20 protein-coding genes and 1 rRNA gene are annotated in these 18,129 nt (G+C 35.5%); 10 read left to right on the top strand and 11 right to left on the bottom strand.

Annotated elements, in window-relative coordinates; translation table 11 throughout:
• Positions 1-41: 41 nt before the first annotated feature.
• Positions 42-365, bottom strand: a complete 324-nt coding sequence (locus N0B16_RS13015; protein ID WP_262991385.1) for a PadR family transcriptional regulator — start codon at positions 363-365, stop codon at positions 42-44.
• Positions 366-461: 96 nt separating this feature from the next.
• Between N0B16_RS13015 and N0B16_RS13010 the strand changes: the two genes are divergently transcribed.
• A complete protein-coding gene (locus tag N0B16_RS13010; protein ID WP_262991384.1) occupies positions 462-980 on the top strand; it encodes a 2'-5' RNA ligase family protein in 519 nt (172 codons plus the stop codon).
• Positions 981-1,024: 44 nt separating this feature from the next.
• Here the strand turns inward: N0B16_RS13010 and N0B16_RS13005 are convergent, their stop codons facing one another.
• Both N0B16_RS13005 and N0B16_RS13000 read right to left on the bottom strand, forming a co-directional pair.
• Positions 1,025-2,389, bottom strand: a complete 1,365-nt coding sequence (locus N0B16_RS13005) for a T9SS type A sorting domain-containing protein (protein ID WP_262991383.1) — start codon at positions 2,387-2,389, stop codon at positions 1,025-1,027.
• Positions 2,386-2,871: a hypothetical protein gene (locus tag N0B16_RS13000; protein WP_262991382.1), complete on the bottom strand. Its 486-nt coding sequence runs from the start codon at positions 2,869-2,871 to the stop codon at positions 2,386-2,388. Before N0B16_RS13000 ends, N0B16_RS13005 begins: the two co-directional genes overlap by 4 nt.
• A gap of 93 nt (positions 2,872-2,964) precedes the next feature.
• On the opposite strand from N0B16_RS13000, the gene ruvC reads away from it, so the two are divergent.
• The 3 genes from ruvC to N0B16_RS12985 all read left to right on the top strand — a co-directional run bounded on the left by ruvC (position 2,965) and on the right by N0B16_RS12985 (position 5,014).
• Positions 2,965-3,519 carry a crossover junction endodeoxyribonuclease RuvC gene (ruvC, locus tag N0B16_RS12995; RefSeq protein ID WP_262991381.1) on the top strand — a complete coding sequence of 185 codons (555 nt, stop codon included), beginning with the start codon at positions 2,965-2,967 and terminating at the stop codon, positions 3,517-3,519.
• Between the two features lie 137 nt (positions 3,520-3,656).
• Positions 3,657-4,727 carry a DUF4407 domain-containing protein gene (locus N0B16_RS12990; protein ID WP_262991380.1) on the top strand — a complete coding sequence of 357 codons (1,071 nt, stop codon included), beginning with the start codon at positions 3,657-3,659 and terminating at the stop codon, positions 4,725-4,727.
• A gap of 89 nt (positions 4,728-4,816) precedes the next feature.
• The gene (locus N0B16_RS12985; protein ID WP_262991379.1) at positions 4,817-5,014 is read left to right on the top strand and encodes a KTSC domain-containing protein; all 198 of its coding nucleotides are present in this window, start codon (positions 4,817-4,819) and stop codon (positions 5,012-5,014) included.
• A gap of 97 nt (positions 5,015-5,111) precedes the next feature.
• Here the strand turns inward: N0B16_RS12985 and guaB are convergent, their stop codons facing one another.
• The 7 genes from guaB to N0B16_RS12950 form a co-directional block, all read right to left on the bottom strand.
• The gene (guaB, locus tag N0B16_RS12980; protein ID WP_262991378.1) at positions 5,112-6,572 is read right to left on the bottom strand and encodes an IMP dehydrogenase; all 1,461 of its coding nucleotides are present in this window, start codon (positions 6,570-6,572) and stop codon (positions 5,112-5,114) included.
• Between the two features lie 151 nt (positions 6,573-6,723).
• Positions 6,724-7,224: a DUF4252 domain-containing protein gene (locus tag N0B16_RS12975; protein WP_262991377.1), complete on the bottom strand. Its 501-nt coding sequence runs from the start codon at positions 7,222-7,224 to the stop codon at positions 6,724-6,726.
• Positions 7,225-7,237: 13 nt separating this feature from the next.
• Complete coding sequence (locus tag N0B16_RS12970) at positions 7,238-8,503, bottom strand: DUF4252 domain-containing protein (RefSeq protein ID WP_262991376.1); 1,266 nt, start codon at positions 8,501-8,503, stop codon at positions 7,238-7,240.
• 54 nt (positions 8,504-8,557) lie between these two features.
• Entirely contained in the window at positions 8,558-9,199 is a 642-nt protein-coding gene (locus tag N0B16_RS12965) for a hypothetical protein (protein WP_262991375.1), read from the bottom strand.
• Positions 9,174-9,683: a GFO_1088 family ECF-type sigma factor gene (locus N0B16_RS12960; RefSeq protein WP_262991374.1), complete on the bottom strand. Its 510-nt coding sequence runs from the start codon at positions 9,681-9,683 to the stop codon at positions 9,174-9,176. The genes N0B16_RS12965 and N0B16_RS12960 overlap by 26 nt, the downstream gene beginning before the upstream one ends.
• 99 nt (positions 9,684-9,782) lie before the next feature.
• Entirely contained in the window at positions 9,783-10,943 is a 1,161-nt protein-coding gene (locus tag N0B16_RS12955) for a putative sugar nucleotidyl transferase (protein ID WP_262991373.1), read from the bottom strand.
• Positions 10,944-11,097: 154 nt separating this feature from the next.
• Positions 11,098-11,349 carry a type B 50S ribosomal protein L31 gene (locus N0B16_RS12950; RefSeq protein WP_262991372.1) on the bottom strand — a complete coding sequence of 84 codons (252 nt, stop codon included), beginning with the start codon at positions 11,347-11,349 and terminating at the stop codon, positions 11,098-11,100.
• A gap of 184 nt (positions 11,350-11,533) precedes the next feature.
• Between N0B16_RS12950 and N0B16_RS12945 the strand changes: the two genes are divergently transcribed.
• The 6 genes from N0B16_RS12945 to N0B16_RS12920 are packed head-to-tail and all read left to right on the top strand — an operon-like array spanning position 11,534 to position 17,597.
• A complete protein-coding gene (locus tag N0B16_RS12945) occupies positions 11,534-12,937 on the top strand; it encodes a hypothetical protein (protein ID WP_262991371.1) in 1,404 nt (467 codons plus the stop codon).
• Positions 12,937-13,263: a nucleotide pyrophosphohydrolase gene (locus N0B16_RS12940; protein WP_262991370.1), complete on the top strand. Its 327-nt coding sequence runs from the start codon at positions 12,937-12,939 to the stop codon at positions 13,261-13,263. Before N0B16_RS12945 ends, N0B16_RS12940 begins: the two co-directional genes overlap by 1 nt.
• Positions 13,264-13,302: 39 nt before the next feature.
• A complete protein-coding gene (locus N0B16_RS12935) occupies positions 13,303-14,523 on the top strand; it encodes a carboxyvinyltransferase (protein ID WP_262991369.1) in 1,221 nt (406 codons plus the stop codon).
• Complete coding sequence (locus tag N0B16_RS12930) at positions 14,520-15,179, top strand: hypothetical protein (RefSeq protein WP_262991368.1); 660 nt, start codon at positions 14,520-14,522, stop codon at positions 15,177-15,179. The genes N0B16_RS12935 and N0B16_RS12930 overlap by 4 nt, the downstream gene beginning before the upstream one ends.
• On the top strand, positions 15,179-15,973 hold the full coding sequence (locus N0B16_RS12925) for an SDR family NAD(P)-dependent oxidoreductase (RefSeq protein WP_262991367.1): 795 nt from the start codon (positions 15,179-15,181) through the stop codon (positions 15,971-15,973). The genes N0B16_RS12930 and N0B16_RS12925 overlap by 1 nt, the downstream gene beginning before the upstream one ends.
• Before the next feature lie 19 nt (positions 15,974-15,992).
• Entirely contained in the window at positions 15,993-17,597 is a 1,605-nt protein-coding gene (locus tag N0B16_RS12920; RefSeq protein WP_262991366.1) for a BamA/TamA family outer membrane protein, read from the top strand.
• A gap of 448 nt (positions 17,598-18,045) precedes the next feature.
• On the opposite strand, the gene rrf is transcribed toward N0B16_RS12920, so the two are convergent.
• Positions 18,046-18,129 (bottom strand): 5S ribosomal RNA (rrf, locus tag N0B16_RS12915); the annotation flags it as partial.

The raw sequence follows: 18,129 nt of genomic DNA, 5'->3' as shown, positions 1-18,129 counted from the left end.
GCGTAGGAAATCTTTTATTTCACGCTCTTGAAATTTAGTTATCATATATTGAAAATAGTATTTAGATTAAACAAATAGCTTTTCATCTCGTCTTCTTGTGTAGCTTGCTGTTTTTTACCTTTTTCCGTCAAAAGATAATATTTGCGGTCTCGCCCATTAATTTTCTGAATTTCAGAAGTAATGATGCCATCACCTTCCAATCTATGCAATAAAGGATAAAGCGCACCTTCAGTCATTTCAAGCTCGCCCTCTGTAAGTTCTTTTGCACGCTGAGTCATTTGGTAACCATACATTTTTACCTCTTTTGAAAGTAGTTTCAAAATGATGTTCTGTAATGTTCCTTTATAAAGGCTGTTTTTTTTCAATGCTTCATTTTATATATAACAAATTTATGTATAATTTTCTTATGTATAAAATTATAATTATAATTTTTAAAAAGTTATTTTTACTGGATGAAAAAAATGTATTTCATAGCCATCTATCCGTCACAGAAAATTATTGATGCGGTAAAAGTCTTCCAGAAAGATTTAGCCTCAAATTTTAATAATTCGAAAGCCTTAAAAAATGATGCTCACATCACTTTACTCCCGCCTTTTGAGAGAGAGTTAACAATGGAAAATGATATTCATGTGGCATTCGATAAAATTGATACTGATATTTCTCCTTTTGAAGTTGAATTAAACGGTTTCGGAAGTTTTCCTAATCCAAACAGCCCGGTTCTATTTGTACAACCAGAAGAGAATGAAAGTCTAAAACACTTGTTTTTAAATATTAAAGAAGTATTTACGTTTAATAAAAGATCATTTAATCCTCACATGACAATAGGTTACAGAGACCTCAGTTTCGAAAATTACCTGAAAGCATGGGAAATATACAGGGAAAAAGAATTTAAAACTAAATTTACCGTTGATAAAATTTCCCTGTTGCGTCACGACAGAAAATGGATACCGATCGCTGAAAAGAAGCTTTCCGGAAAATAAAAACCGACTGTACAAGCCGGTTTTTATTTTATTGATATCTGATATTATTCTTTAATGATCTTCTGAGAAATAATTAGGCTTTTGCCCTCAGTTGCAGTTACTGTATACATACCTGAAGGCAGATCATGAATATCAACATACACTGTTGCAGTATCTCTCAATTCAAATTTCGCGGACACCAATTTCCCTGATGCATCATATAAAGTTATTTTTAAATCTTTTCCGAAATTTAATTTGCCTTTGATAAAAAATTCCGTGTTTGCAGGATTGGGATAGATGCTGAATCTCCTTTCGTCCACTTTTATTTCAGAAGTTCCCAATGCGTTTTTATTCAATGTCCACGAGACATTTGTAAAATGTACGGTACTGTGATTATCGGTTTTTACAAGAGGCGTCTGATCCGTTACCGAAAAGAGAAGTGTATTAGTGCCTGTCACTAACTGTGCCGGAGAAATTGTAATTGAATTTCCGGTTGCAGTCTGCAGATTTCCATTCAGCGTCCAGGAATTCACCAGTGTGTTGGGAATGGGCAAAATTTCGTTCACGGAAAACGTAACGCTGGAATTTGCATCAACAGTACTGCTATTGGAAGGGGCATAAGAATCTACAGGAGAAACAAGAGCATGAATTTTTTCTATAATTGCTTCTTTACAGACAGAACAAAACTGCTGATTAAGGTATCTCATCTCGCAGCTTTGATGCGGCCGAAACCATGTAGGGCTTTCTGCATGTGCAAAAATCCCAACGTTATTGATATTAAGCCAGTTTTTCCATTTGATCGTAGCCGGGTTTGAAATTTGGGTTTTATTAGGCGATTCTCCCGATCCCGAAAACCAATATTCATCGGCAAGTTTACCGAAAGAATGCCCCAATTCGTGCACTACAATTTCATTGGATGAAGAATTGAGAGAGGCAAATGCATAGGTTCCGCCGCAACCTCCGTATTCTGTAGAATTTCCCAGAACATAAGTAATATCATAATCCGGAACATTTGCCGATAAAACCTGCGCTACTTTATTGGTCGTATTGCTGTATATGCAGCGATGAACTCCGAAATCAAAAGAAGAACCCAGATAATTATTAGGATTGGTAACAGGAATGGCTGGCTCTGTAACATCTGTTGCCGTTCCCGGATGCTTTACGCCTGTATCGGTAGAAATTACCTTTACCGCATACGCATTAAAATAATTTTTATATTCAGAATAAGGACTTTTCGTGAACAGATAATTAATGGTAGACTGTGCAGCAGAAAGAAATGCAGGCTGTTGCGCAGTCGTAAACCCATCACCCAATACCGCAATATTGATCCGGTTATCATTCGGGCCGTTCTGTAAAACAGCAACCGTTTCAAATACCTGTGAAAAGCAAAATGAACTGCTTAACAAAAGAAAAAGTAATGATTTTTTCATGGCTGTATATTTTGGGTAAAAAGCAGATGTGTTCCTTTTTCTGAAGCTTTTTCGATCTGGATTGATGTAATATCTGCAGAAAATGAATATCTGATGCTGAATTCGGCCTGGGTAAGTGAAACTGTATGTCTTGACAAATGATCCGCAAAATTTTCAAGCTCCGGATTCAGAGGGTTTTCTATATGATATTTTTCAACTGATTTCCCGTCAGCATTTTTGAGTGTTATGATATAATCTCCTTTTTTAACTTCATTTTCTTCCAATTCCGGTTTTGATTTCAGTTTTCCGTCAACACGCTTTATCTCTTCAAGAGTTATTTTTTCTGACGCGGAATTATTTTTATTAACCTTAAAAAAAAGATATACAATCTGATCTTTTGTGCGAGTCTCATTGGCAAAGCTTTTCTTAACCTGGCTTCTAAGCTGATTCATACTGCCGCAGAGCAAGAACGGAACGAGAAATAAGATAATGTGATTTTTCATAATCGTTTTTGACTAAGTTAATAAAATTTTTATTTGAAAATTGTTTTGTATCATTTTTCATTCTGAAATTGAGAAAACCTATCTTTGCAGTACATGATTTCAGAAAAAATAATCTTAGGAATAGATCCCGGAACGTCCATCATGGGATTTGGAATTATCTCTGTAATAAAAGGAAAAATGGAGATGATATCCATTCACGAGCTGATTCTGAAAAAATATCCCAACCACGAAACAAAGCTTAAATATATTTTCGACAAGACTTTAGCATTAATTGATGAGTTTCATCCGGATGAAGTCGCCCTTGAAGCCCCGTTTTTTGGGAAAAACGTACAATCTATGCTGAAATTGGGCCGTGCTCAAGGCGTTGCAATGGCGGCAAGCCTGCACAGAAATATTCCGATTACAGAATATTCTCCGAAGAAAATTAAAATGGCCATCACCGGAAATGGGAATGCGAGTAAAGAACAGGTTGCAGGAATGCTTCAGAATCTGCTTAACTTAAAGGAATTTCCTACCAAATATTTAGACGCTTCGGATGGTTTGGCAGTAGCGGTCTGTCATCATTTTAATTCGGGAACTTTGTCTGAAACAAAATCGTATACCGGTTGGGAAAGCTTTTTGAAACAAAATCCGGATCGTCTTAAATAATTCAATTCTCATTTCTGACAAAATAAATCATTGTGATTCAACTGATTATAAGTAAATATCTAATTACTTGGTAAAACATATTACTATTTGTAACAATGGTATGGTTTTTACTACTAATTTTGTATAAATTTTTGTAGATGAAAAACATACAACAAACTATAAATCAGACCAGTCACCGCATCAATTGGTTTCAGAAATTTTTAATGGTATGTTCCGGTGGGAACATCCATATTCTCCGGAAAACCCCCAGCGAATGGAATAAGTTTTCAGGAATCGGCGGCATTGTGCTTTTTACGGCAGTTTTTGCAACACTTTCAGCCGCATATGCAATGTATACCGTATTTGATGATATTTTGATCTCAATAGGATTCGGGATTCTGTGGGGATTAATGATTTTTAACCTGGACCGTTATATCGTTTCTTCCATTAAAAAAACAGGAACGTGGTGGAACCAGATTATCATGTCGATTCCCAGATTGGTTCTGGCAACTTTTTTAGGAATTATCATTTCTAAACCTTTAGAACTAAAAATTTTCGAAAAAGAAGTCAACAAGCAGCTTAATACCATTATCCAGAGAAATAAAAAACAGCTGCAGGGCGAGATGAGCGGAAGGATCCTTCAGCAGAGCGGACCTTTTGAAACAGAGAAAAAACAGATCTCTGATAAAACCGCCCAATATCAGAAATCATATGATTCTGCAGCGGTAGAGCTGGAAAAAGAAATTCTCGGGAAACAATCCGGATTAACAAGCGGAAAAGAAGGTTTCGGCCCAAATGCAAAACGCAAGCAGCAACTGAAAGAACAGAGAAGACAGGATCTTGAGAATTACCAGAAACAATCTGCTCCGAGACTGGATTATCTTGACAAAGAAATTTCCAAAGTCTACAGCAACCTGGAAACGGAAAGAAGATCTACTGAGACTTTTGAGGATAAATTCAACGGATTTGCCGCAAGATTACAGGCTTTGGATGAGCTGGGAAAAAACTCCGCAATCATAGCTACTGCAGCGGCTTTTATTATGGGGCTTTTCATCTGCCTGGAAATTTCTCCGGTTCTGGTAAAACTCATTTCCGCAGTAGGGCCTTATGATTATCTTTTAGAAAAAACCGAAAACGATTTCCGTCTCTACTCTAAAGAAAAAATAGAAAAAGGAAACGCATGGACCGATTACCGGATCGATGATTTTAAGGAAAATTTAAAAAAATAACGATCACAACCTTTCACCAAAAATGAAAGGTTTTTTGATGCATTCTTCTAAAGAAAAAGTTTGGGAATATTTTTTGATTATAAATGCGTATGCCTTCAAGTGTCGTACATCAATATGTGTATTTCCCTGAAACTGAAATATTAAGAATCATATATCAGTCGGGTTCGGTGTATCATTATTTTGGAGTTCCGCCAGAAACGTATGAAAATTTCAGGCAAGCGAAATCAAAAGGGCAGTTTCTCAACACCGTGATTAAACGCAGATTCAGATATCAGAAAATAAACTGAAATTATCAATTTCTGTTGCTGACAATAATTTAATTTATTTACACAAAATAATAAAGCCATGTACGAAACATGGCTTTTATGATGATAAAAATAATTTTTATAAAGAATAATTGGGAGCTTCTGAAGTGATAATCACATCATGAGGATGAGATTCTTTCAGGCCGCTTCCGGTGATCATTACCATTTTTGTATCTTTCTGTAGCGCTTCAATATCTTTTGCCCCACAATATCCCATTCCGGCTCTTAAACCACCGGTCAGCTGGAAAATAACGTCTTCCAGTTTCCCTTTGTGCGGCACTCTGCCTTCAATACCTTCCGGAACGAATTTTTTAGCTTCACTCTGGAAATATCTTTCCTTACCACCTCTTTTCATGGCAGAAAGGCTTCCCATTCCCTGATACGCTTTAAATTTTCTTCCCTGATAAATAATTTCTTCTCCCGGAGACTCATCCGTTCCTGCTAAAAGAGAACCTACCATTACAGCTCCTGCTCCACTTGCGATTGCTTTTACGATATCTCCTGAAAGTTTGACACCTCCGTCAGCAATTACCGCTACATTTTTAGACTTCGCATATTCGTAGACATTATATATTGCAGATAATTGAGGAACGCCTACTCCTGCAACGACTCTCGTCGTACAGATAGAACCAGGCCCCACTCCTACTTTCAGTACATTTGCTCCGGCTTTGATCAAATCTTTTGCAGCTTCAGCCGTTACGATATTTCCTCCAACCAGATCCAAATCCGGATATGCTTTTCTGATTTCTGAAATTTTATCCAAAACGCCTTTAGAATGACCGTGTGCAGAATCAATAGCAATAATATCTACACCGGCTTTCACCAAGGCAGCGATTCTTTCCATTGTATCTTCCCCTACTCCCACTCCGGCTCCAACGAGTAATCGTCCGTTTTCGTCTTTGTTGGCATTGGGATATTCTAACTGATTATCAATATCTTTAATGGTAATCAACCCCACAAGTTTGTATTCTTTATCTACAATCGGAAGTTTTTCTACTCTGTTTTTAAGAAGAATTTCTTTTGCTTTTTCAAGATTGGTGCTTTTGTCAGAAGTGATCAGCTTTTCTTTAGTCATGATCTCTTCCACTTTCACATTAAGATTCTCCTGATATTTTACATCTCTGTTGGTGATAATTCCGATCAGGATATTATTTTCGTCAACAACAGGAAGTCCTGAGATTTTATATTTGGCCATCGTATCTTTTGCCTGAGCTAAAGTATGGTCTTTTGAAAGCGTTACAGGATCTGAGATCATCCCGTTTTCGGAACGTTTTACACGGTTGACCTGTGCAGCCTGTTCGGCGATGGTCATATTTTTATGGATGAAACCCAAACCTCCCACTCTTGCCAAAGCAATTGCAAGATCACCTTCTGTAACGGTATCCATTGCTGCCGAAACGATCGGAACATTGAGCGTAATTTTGTCGGTAAGTCTTGATTTTAAAGAAACCTGGTTAGGTAAAACTTCTGAATAAGAAGGAACGAGAAGAACGTCATCGAAAGTGATGGCTGTCTCTACAATTTTGTTATGAATAGACATCTTTACTTTCTTTGCAAAATTAGGCTATTTGAATGTAATAAAAAAGTGGTTTCTGATAGTTTACATAAAATTTAATAATCAACAGATTATATTAAAAAAGCCGCAATTATAATAACTGCGGCTTTTACAATATAAAAAAACGAATATGAAACTATTTGTCTGAAACTGAATTGATAAATCTTGAAATATCATCTGCCGTGAAATTGCCTTTTACATCTACAAAAACCAGCTCCTTATCGGAATTTACCGTGATCATCATATTTTTAATGGTTTCTCCTGTCTGTTTTACTCTGATATTGACTTTGTCTCCGTCATGCTTAATGGTTGCCCAGTCTTCATAATCATTATCACTGAGATAATTTGCATAATCTTTCAACATCAACTGATTTCCATTCTCTACAGTAAGAACTTTTATTTTGGATACTTTATTGATCAGATGAATCACTTCTTCATCTTCGTGATCTTCTCTTAAAGCTTTTCTGATAAAAGGTTTTGCTAAAAAAAGAGGGACATTCATGCTTACAAATTTGGCATCTTTATAATCATACTCCGAGTTTGAAAAAAAAGCCATATCGGGTCTTTCTGAGACGATGCATGACTGCATCAAAGAAAGCGTAAAAACAAGCAGGATAATACTTTTTAAGATTTTCATGGCAGATAGGTTTTTATTGAATTGACTGTAAGTTTCCTCCGGACATTTTACTGATATTGGACTCAAGTTCCGGGTTTCCTTTATATTTTACAACACCTCCGGATGAAGCACTCACCTTCAGTTTTTCTCTCACATCCAGACTGATGTTTCCGCCGGATGAAGATTCAACATGAGCCACATTCACGGTAAAATTCTCAGATTTACATACGGCTCCGCTGCTGATTTCAAAATTCCCTCTGTCTGTTTTACCTTCAAAGCTGGAATTGGAGCCACTGGTTCCTTTAAAGATAAATGTACCGGAATTAATGTCTGCTTTCATTTTTGAGCCTGAATCAACAGAAACATTCACCGTATTTGAAATATTAAATTTTCCTTTAATTTCTGAGCCTGATGAAACTTCGATATTCATATTATTTTCATTCACGGAATTAACTGTCGTAAAACGGGCGCCGGAATTGGTCTGGATATTTTCCATTCGCGGAGTAGAAACATTGACATTCAGGTTTTTGAATTTTAAATTTTTAACCCCTTTATTATCGACATATACTTTCAGAATACCATTTTCTACTTTGGTCACTACATATTTCAGTTTATCTGCATCTGCGATTACTTTTACATTGATAGGACTTTCCTGCTTGTATACCACATTCACTCCCGAACTGACCTGAATTCCGGTAAACTCCCCTACATTTCTTGCTTCACCATTAAGGTACGAGCTGTTTTCTGAAGCAGAACCGCTTCTGGTATTATTCGTAGTTGTGTTGATTTTATTTTCGCTGGAATTGATGATTTTATTCACATCATCCATAGAAAGTTTCCCATCCAGCATGACCAGAATATTTTCACCGTCATCACCGTGAATGCTTAGTAACAGATTATCCAGAATGCCGTTTTTTGCTTCCGAAGAAAGGAATTTTATCTTACTGCCCCCGTTTTTTACAGACATGATTTCGCTGTAATTCAGATTGCTGATGTAAGATGAGATTTCTTTATTGATAGAATTCATTCTTGCATTTCCACCTTTATTATCTTCCGGATTTTCTGAAATAAGAATTTTCAGTCCGTTGATTTTGGCCAGCAGAGGCTGAATCTGCTCCAGCTGAGAATCTTCAATATTGAGATTGCTGAGCATTCCGAACATGGGTTTTGCAATCTTGATAGAGGTTACTCCTTCCTCTTCCTGATATTTATCGAAAAGCTGGTCTAGCTTATCTTTCTGGCCATACACATTGAAAAAATGTGAAAAAGCCACTGCGAGTATGATGAATATTTTTTTCATGAGTTTAATTTAAATTGACGATTATCTGCCTGATCAGTCGCATAATCTTTATTGTTAATAATCTACGTTATCCATTACTTTAGGTTGTGACAAAGTCTGATGCACATTATTGGCAACAACCTGGAAGGAATATTTTGTGACATTAATTGCCTCCTCCATATTGTCTATTCTTTTTCCGTTTACAATCACATAAGAATCTTTATATCCTGTAGAATCTATTGCTACCGGCGAATTGCTTACATATCTTGGTCTTGATTCTTTTTTCATTCTTCCTCTTTTGGGGAGAATCTCATCCAGAACATCTTTTTCTGCAAAATCAGTATTCTGAAAGATGGAATCTTTTTTGGCTCCTGCTAAAGAATCCGGATTATTGACTGCAACCTGTTGCTGTACTTCATGATTTTCTTTAATAAAATCTGATTTCTGCTTTAAAACTTCATTTTCAACCAGTTTTGCCCGGTTTCCGGTCTGATGATTATAATTCAATATAAAACCAATCCCGAAAATCACAATAATACTTGCTGCCATCCAAAACCATTTTGGAAACGATGTTTTTTTATGAATTGAGATTATCTTTGCGTCTGTACTTTTTCCATCTGCTTTTTGAAGAAAATCTTCAAAATCCCAGTTCATTTTCTCTTCTTTTAAATCTTTTAAGATTTCGTTGTATTTATTCTGATATTGATCTTTGCTCATAGCTCATCAGTTGTGATATTTGTTCTTTTACTTTTTGTCTTGCCCGCATAAGATTCACTCTCACTGCGTTTTCTTCCATTTCCAACATTCCGGAAATTTCAGACACGTCATATTCTTCTACATCTTTCAAATGGATAACCATTTTTTGTTTTTCCGGAAGCTGATTGATAAATCCGATGATATGTTCTTTTAAATTATTTACTTCCATGCTGTAAAGCTCTGACCGGTGTAGCTGCAAATCTGCAAAACCCTGCTTTACATTGTGATGCTTCAGCCTGTTTAAACATTCATTTTTTACGGCTCTCAATGCATAGGATTTTAAATTCCCAAATGTTTCCAGCTCTTCTTTTTTCTGCCAGAATTTAATCATCAGATCCTGAACCACATCTTCTGCTTCATCGCTGCTCATGACAAATCTTTTCGCAAAACGATACATCTCATTTTTGAGAATAAATACCGTGTTTTTGAAAGTTTCCTGAGTCATTAGTTTGGTTTCTATTAGTAAGACAATTAAAAAACAGACTTTATTACATATAAATAAAAAAAACTTCAAAAAAGTTTGAAGTTTTTGCTGTATAAGCGGTTAATACTCGTTAAATATATATTTTAAAATAGCTTTATCATCATCCGTTAACACGATTTTTCTTCTGGCCATTACTTTTTCGGCGACTTCGTAGGCCTTATCTAATTTGAATCTTTCATCGTCTTTAAATCCGCCCCATGAAAAATTTTCGATCAGGTTCGGAGGGAAACCTTCCTTAAATATGTTGGAGGCTACTCCGATCACTGTTCCTGTGTTTAATTGCGTATTGATCGCTGTTTTAGAATGATCTCCCATGATTAATCCTGCAAACTGCAAACCGCTGTCTTCAAAGGCTTTGGATCTATAATTCCAGAGTTTTACATTTCCGTAATTGTTTTTTAAATTCGAAGAATTGGTATCTGCACCCAGATTGCACCACTCTCCGATTACGGAATTACCTACAAAACCGTCATGCCCTTTATTGGAATATCCGAAAATAACAATATTGCTCACTTCTCCACCCACTTTACAATGCGGACCCACCGTAGTCGCCCCATAAATTTTTGCGCCTAAATTGAATTTTGATTCTTCACACAACGCAATCGGGCCGCGAAGATTGCAACCTTCCATCACTTCCGTATTTTTGCCGATGTAGATCTTCCCTGTTATTGTATTGAGGGTAGAAAACTCTATTTGCGCACCTTCTTCAATGAACAGATCTTTTTGATCTCCTAAAAACCCGTTGGTTCCAGACAACTTTTGGGAAACTCTGTTTCGGGTAAGCAGTTCAAAATCAAAATCGATAGCTTTATGATTGTAGGTAAAAAGATCGGTCGGTTTTTTGAAAAAAATGAGGTCTTCTTTAATGTCAGTCATTTTCTCAATCTGGTTTAGAGAAAACCCTTTCATGTTGATTCTTGCAGCCACCAATTCATCTTCATACACCAAAGCTTCCCCCACTTGAAGATCTTTAATCTGCTGAGTGACGTTTTCTGTCGGCAAAAAGTTAGTAACAAGAAAAAGGCTTTCCTTTTCTTCAGGATTTTTAAATTTATGCTGCAGGAACGTTTCGGTAAAAAAAGAAACTTCCTCATTTTCTAAAATTTTCTGCCATCTTTCGGAGAAAGTGAGAATCCCACATCGCATTTCTGCAACCGGGCGTGTAAAAGTAAGCGGAAGAAAATCTTCCCAGTATTGTGCATCTGAAAATACCAATTGCATGATTCAGGATTTTTTTTAAATGTTTAAAATTCTACGTTTATTAAAACAAAAATACAAATACTAAAATGAAATTGTGCTATCTCCAGTATTTCTGTAAGGCACAAAAAAAGTCTTCCAAAAACTGGAAGACCTTACTTATTTTATAAACAAAAAATTACTTGGAGAATTTTTTGTATTTGTTCATGAATTTATCTACTCTACCTGCAGTATCTACCAATTTGGTTTTTCCTGTGTAGAAAGGGTGAGAAGTAGAAGAGATTTCCATTTTAATTAAAGGAAACTCCTGTCCTTCATATTCAATGGTGTCTTTTGTTTCAGCAGTTGATTTGCTAAGAAATACTTCGTCGTTACTCATATCTTTGAAAACAACAAGTCTATAATTTTCTGGGTGAAGTCCTTTTTTCATAATACAATTTTTAAAAAAAATTAAAGTTTTTGCTTTCGAAATAGTAATGGTATTTCTCTGCTAATTTTAGGTTGCAAAAATACAATATTTTTTATAATATACAAATCCCTTATCAATAATTTTTCAGAGACAAGAAAATTAAACTATTTTCGTTAAATTTGAAACGTATATAAACTTTATTTCAATGAAATTCAAATTACTTCTGTTCTGCTCTTTCTGGATGCTTCTGATCGTTGTTTCCTGTAATAAGGATGAGATCACTTTTGATTCTCCCTCTCAGGAACTCAGATTTTCCAAAGACACTGTATTCTGCGATACGGTTTATCATCAGGTGCGCTCAGAAACATACGCAGTGAAAGTATATAATAATGAAGATAAAGATATTCTGATCCCAAGAATCAACCTTGAGAAAGGGGCCGCCTCTTTGTATAAAATAAATGTTGACGGAAAGCCAGGATATGACTTTCAGAATGTTCCGCTCAGAAAAAAAGACAGTTTATTTATATTTGTAGAAATTGCACCACAGGCAACAGGTCCTGAAGCAATTGCAGAAGACCGTGTTATTTTCACCAGTCCTGCAGGACAGCAACATGTTACTTTGTTTTCTGTAGTTCAGGATGCAGAATTTTTTATTCAGACTCCTTCCAATCCAAATATTTTGGCCAGCAATACCACCTGGACCAATAATAAAGCTAAAATTATTTACGGAGATTTAACTGTGAATCAAAACGTAACTTTAGATATTCAGGCAGGAACCAAAGTATATTTCCATAAAAACAGCGGTATGAAAGTTTCTGCCGGAGCAACATTGAATATCAATGGAACCCAAAACAACCAGGTTATTCTCCGTGGTGATCGTAATGATCCATATTACGATACCATTCCCAGAAACTGGAATTCTATCAGAATGGCTGCAGCGTCAACTTTGAATATGAATCACGCAAGGCTTTTCGGCGGAACAAGAGGGCTTGATCTGACGGAAACTACTGCCAATATCAGCAATTCTTTCATCCATACTTTTTATGAATACGGTATTCGTTCTATAAAATCTACCGTTAATACTAAAAATCTTGTGATGAATAACTGTGGTGAATCTTGCATCGGAATTTTTAAAGGAGGAACATATAACTTCCTGCACTCTACGATTGCTAATTATTCCGAAACAATGAATTCTCTGAATAGGAACGGCCTTTTTGCCTCCAATGAATATCAAAATCAGGCAGGACAAATAGAATTAGGGCCATTAGTTTTAAATCTAAGAAACAGTATTGTATATTCTGACCGTGATAATTCGGTACAGCTTGAATTAACTCCCGGACAATATAATTTCCAGATCCAGAATTCACTGCTAAAATATTCCGGACCTTCTGCTGCAGGATTTACTTTTGATAGTTCTCCAAATGTCATTCAGAGCATTAAAAATGAAGACCCGAAATTTACCAATTATTTTGCCGCACAGATGAATCTGAGAGTAAAAACAGATTCACCGGCAAGAAATAAAGGGAATACCGCAGTTGCCGCGACAGTTCCTACCGATATCGTCAATGTAACCAGAACGTCTAATCCTACACTTGGAGCGTACCAATAATGGAAATTACAAATCTCCAACGACAGGTGGATGAATGGATCAAAACCATCGGTGTCCGATATTTCAATGAATTGACCAATATGGCGATGCTTACCGAAGAAGTAGGCGAAGTCGCACGGATTATTGCCAGAAGATATGGCGAACAGAGTGAAAAAGAAAGTGATAAGAATAAAGATTTAGGCGAAGAATTAGCCGATGTTTTGTTTGTGACCTTATGTTTGGCCAATCAAACGGGAGTAGATCTTCAGGAAGCTTTTAACAGAAAACTCAAGGTAAAGACTGAGCGTGATAGAGACCGTCATCAGAATAATGAAAAACTGAAATAGAAAGCATTTATTTTCAGTCTATTAATCCGGAATGCAATCATGAAGCTAGGCAAATCAACATTAATTGGGAATACCACCATACAGATCAGCGGTTCGAAAAGTATCTCGAATCGTTTGTTGATTTTGGAAAGTCTTTTTAAAACGGTTATAATCAATAATATTTCTAATTCTCAGGACACCCAACTTTTAAAAAAAGCATTATTGGAAGACCGTGCAGAAACGGTGGATATTCACCACGCAGGAACGGCGATGCGTTTTCTGACTTCCTATTACTCTATTCAGGAAGGAAAAACAACCATTCTTACCGGTTCCAAAAGAATGAAAGAACGACCGATTAAAAACCTGGTTACTGCTTTACAGAATTTAGGTGTTAAAATTGAATATTTAGAAAATGAAGGTTTTCCACCTTTAAAAATTACAGGAAGAAAAATTACAGAATCCGAAGTTGATATTCCTGCTCATATCTCAAGCCAGTTTATTACTTCGCTTTTATTGATTGCCGGAAAACTTGAAAACGGTTTAACGATACATCTTATCGGAGAAATTACTTCAAAGTCTTACATTGAAATGACATTAGATCTTCTGACTCAATTCGGCATTAAAAACAGATTTGAAGGAAATACCATACATGTTGAGCATTTTATCAGCAACTATTCAACAAATTATGAAGTGGAAAGCGACTGGAGCTCTGCTTCTTATTTTTATTCTTTGTGCGCCATCGGAAGAGAGATTATTCATTTGAAAAGCTTTTATAAAAAATCAAATCAGGGAGATGCAGAAATTTCAAAAATATATGCAGATTTTTTCGGTGTGAAAACAATATTTTCGGATGATCATACCATAACACTACAGCCAAATGACAATTTTTCATTTCCGGAAAAAATTATTTTGGATATGAATAATTGTCCGGATATTGCACAAACTCTCTGTGTAACTGCTGTGGCATTGAAAATACCTTTTGAAATATCAGGATTAGGTACGTTAAAAGTAAAAGAAACCGACCGGCTTTTGGCTTTGCATCACGAATTGAAAAAACTGGGAGCCGAGACAGCAATTACAGATTCTACCATACAATCTGTCAGCTTTAATGAACCCGAAGATAATATTAGCATTAAAACCTATCAGGATCACAGGATGGCTATGAGTTTTGCCCCCTTTTGCCTGATCAAAGAACTACATATTGAAGATGAAAAGGTAGTAGAAAAATCGTATCCCATGTTTTGGAAGGATGTGACAGAGATTTTAAATACGATGTCATGAAAAAAACGTTCTCTTTATTTTTAGTTTTAATGATTTCTCTATTTCGAACACAGATATTGAAAGATTTTGTTATTCCTAAAGGGTACGAAAAAATTATTGAAACTAAAGGAGATTTAGACAAAGACGGAAAAGATGAAACGGTTATTGTTTTTAATACTGATAAGAAAAATCAATCTGGAGGGTATGAAAGAAAGTTTTATATCCTAAAAAGCATCTCCGGTAATTTAAAAGTCTGGAAAAAGAATTCCTCTTTGATTATTGACAGTATATACGGATTTTATCCTGCAGATAATCAAGTTGATATAACCATTAAGAATCAATGTCTCATTATTTCGCAAATGTATTTTACCAATTCCAGACATACAGATCAGTCAAAATATACCTTCCGGTTTCAGAATGGTGATTTTTATCTGATCGGCATAGTCAGCCAATTTGACGATACCTGCGATTTTAATCTTAAAAATGAAATTAATTTTTCGACCGGAAAAGTAATTGTGGATGAGCAATATTCATCCTGCGATGACGAGCACAAAAATCTACCGGAAGATAATCATACAGAATTTACTCATCCATTCGATCTCATCAAAATGAACGATTTCAGGATTGGCGAACATAAGATCAAAATCCCAAATTCAAACAAATATTTATATTACTAATGTCAAAAACTATTATCATTACAGGAACTTCATCAGGAATCGGCTTTGTTTTAGCAGAATATTTTGGAAAGAAAGGCCATAAAGTCTTCGGTTTAAGCAGAAAACATACGGAAAGTCAGTATTTTAAATCTATTCCGACAGATATTACGGATAATAGCGCTGTTCAGAATGCGATTGCAGAAATATTAAAAACCGAAACAGGAATTGATGTTTTGATCAACAACGCGGGAATGGGAATGGTAGGTTCAGTAGAAGATTCTACAAAAGAAGATATTTTAAAATTATTTAACCTGAATCTCGTAGGAGCTGTTCAGATGATGACTGCTGTTTTACCAAAAATGCGGGATAACAAGTTCGGTCAGATTATTAATATTTCGAGTATTGGAAGCGAAATGGGGCTTCCTTTCCGAGGATTTTACTCGGCATCAAAATCAGCTTTAGATAAAGTTACCGAAGCGATGAGATACGAAGTGTATCCCTGGAATATTACGGTTTGCTCGCTTCATTTAGGCGATATAAAGACCAATATTGCCGAAAACAGAGTGAGAACAAAAGTTTCCGAGCCTTATAAAAATGTTTTTGATAAAGTATATGCTTTGATGAATTCCCATGTGGGAGACGGAACCGAACCGTTGGAAGTCGCACAATATATCGACGCACTTTTACAAAAAAATAAGTGGAAAGCTCATTATTATTTTGGTAAATTCGGACAGAAAATAGGTGTTCCTCTCAAATGGATCCTTCCGCAGGGAACTTATGAAAATTTAATGAAAAAATACAATAAACTGGCTTAGTTTCAGTTTGTAAGAAAGCTTGAAGTTACTCCTAAAAATATTTTTCGTATTGTTCTGTGTTTGTTTACAAGCGCAGAAAAAACATTATTTTCTGATTGATACGGAGACCAATGTGAGGAAAAAAGTAAAAGATTCTGCGACAGCCGTAAAATTCTTAGATTCCCTCTCCCAAAGCAATTACTTTTTTACACAATTGAAAGATGTAAAAATAAAAGGAGACAGTACAGAAATCTATTTTGATAAAGGAAAAAACTTCAATCAAACTTTTGTCAATGTATCAGACTCTATTATTGACCGCCTTAAAATTAAAAGAGAGTTTTTTACCAAGAATTTAGATTCCACTAAAAAAAGCATCAATAAAAAATATATTGACGACGGCTATTCTTTCAGCAGAATTAAAACAAAATATAAAGGTCAGAAAGATGGCTTCCCGATCGTGGAACTTGATATTAATAAAAATGATAAAAGAATTATCAACGGGTTTGTAGTGAAAGGGTATGATAAAGTACCAAAACGGTTTATGAAAAATCTTGAAAAAGATTTTAAAGGTAAAACATACGACGACAAAAATCTGATCGCCATTAATAAAAACTTTCAGAGCCATCCTTTTGTAAGCCTGGAAAGACCACCACAAACACTTTTCACAAAAGATTCTACGCAGATTTATCTTTTCATGGAGAAGAAGAAAACAAATACATTTGACGGTGTCATCGGTTTTGGGAATGATAAAACAGACAAATTTACACTAAACGGAACTTTAAATGTAAATTTCAGAAATATGTTTAATGGTTTTGAAGCTATAAATCTTTATTGGCAGAGAAACCCGGATAAAGGGCAGACGTTTGATCTCCAAACAGACATTCCCTACCTTTTCAAATCCAATGTCGGCTTAAATATGAAGATCAATATTTTCAGGCAGGATTCTACATATGCCAATGTTAAAATGCAGCCTGCTTTATATTACCATATCAATAACCGTCAAAAAATCGGTTTCAGAGGAACATTTGAAACATCAACCATTATTGATACATTATATGTTCAGGGGAAAGATTATAACAAAAAAGGAATCGGTATTTGGTATGACATGACAGAGCCCACAGATATTGATCTTTTCCTGTACAAAACTAAAATACGGGCAGAATTTGATTATCTGACGACCAATTACACCCTAGATAATGTGAATGCTATTCAAAATCAATTTTATCTTTTTGCAGAACATAATTATCATATCAATGGTAATCATTTCCTCAATATAAAAGGGGAAGGTGCGATGATGAGTTCAAAAAATGAGTTTTCTGCCAATGAATTGTATCGTTTTGGAGGATGGAATTCTTTGCGAGGTTTCAATGAAAACTCTCTTGCTGCAGATTTTTATTATTTTGGAAGTTTGGAATACCGTTATTTAATTGGAAATCAGGCATTTTTTGATGTATTTGGACAATACGGGCAGCTTAACAATAAAACGCTGAATGTAAAGCCAAAGTTATACAGTGTTGGTCTCGGGTTTAACTTTTTTATTCCAATAGGTTTAATGAGCTTCCAGCTGTCTAACGGTAATGAGTTCGGAAATCCTTTCAAATTTAATGATATCAAGATTCATTGGGGAATTTTAAGTAGATTCTAGATTGGGTTTTAGGTGTGAGAGTTATCATCATCTACTACTGTAGTCTAGCTCAATGTTCATAGCTATTTAAAGCAAAACCTGCGAAAACCATTTCAACAAAACCTGTAATCATTTCAACAATGCTGCTTATTCCTTCGTGAATGTAATTAAAAGATTCGTAAATACAATCAGATATTCTATTGAAGGGCTCAAGCATTCCGTTGAGACGTTGAAGTGTTTCGAATAAGCAATCAACCACTTCGAAGAGGCAATCAAGTACTATTGATGACATTTCAGTATTTACATTTACAGCCCTTTGTCAACCTCCATGCTGAGGTTAGTAAAAGGTGTTTCTTTATTAATTAAGGATAATAAATAATCTTTAATCAGTACTACGTTTAATCAGTACTGCCTTTATGTATATAAATAAAAAAAGCTCATCAATTGATATTGATGAGCTTTTAAAAAAGACTGGCGGCGACCTACTCTCCCGCTTTCGCAGTACCATCGGCGCTGGTGGGCTTAACTTCTGTGTTCGGAATGGGAACAGGTG

It is taken from the genome of Chryseobacterium gilvum (genome assembly GCF_025628965.1).
GTDB lineage: Bacteria > Bacteroidota > Bacteroidia > Flavobacteriales > Weeksellaceae > Chryseobacterium > Chryseobacterium gilvum.
This window is presented reverse-complemented; position numbering and strand designations above follow the sequence as displayed.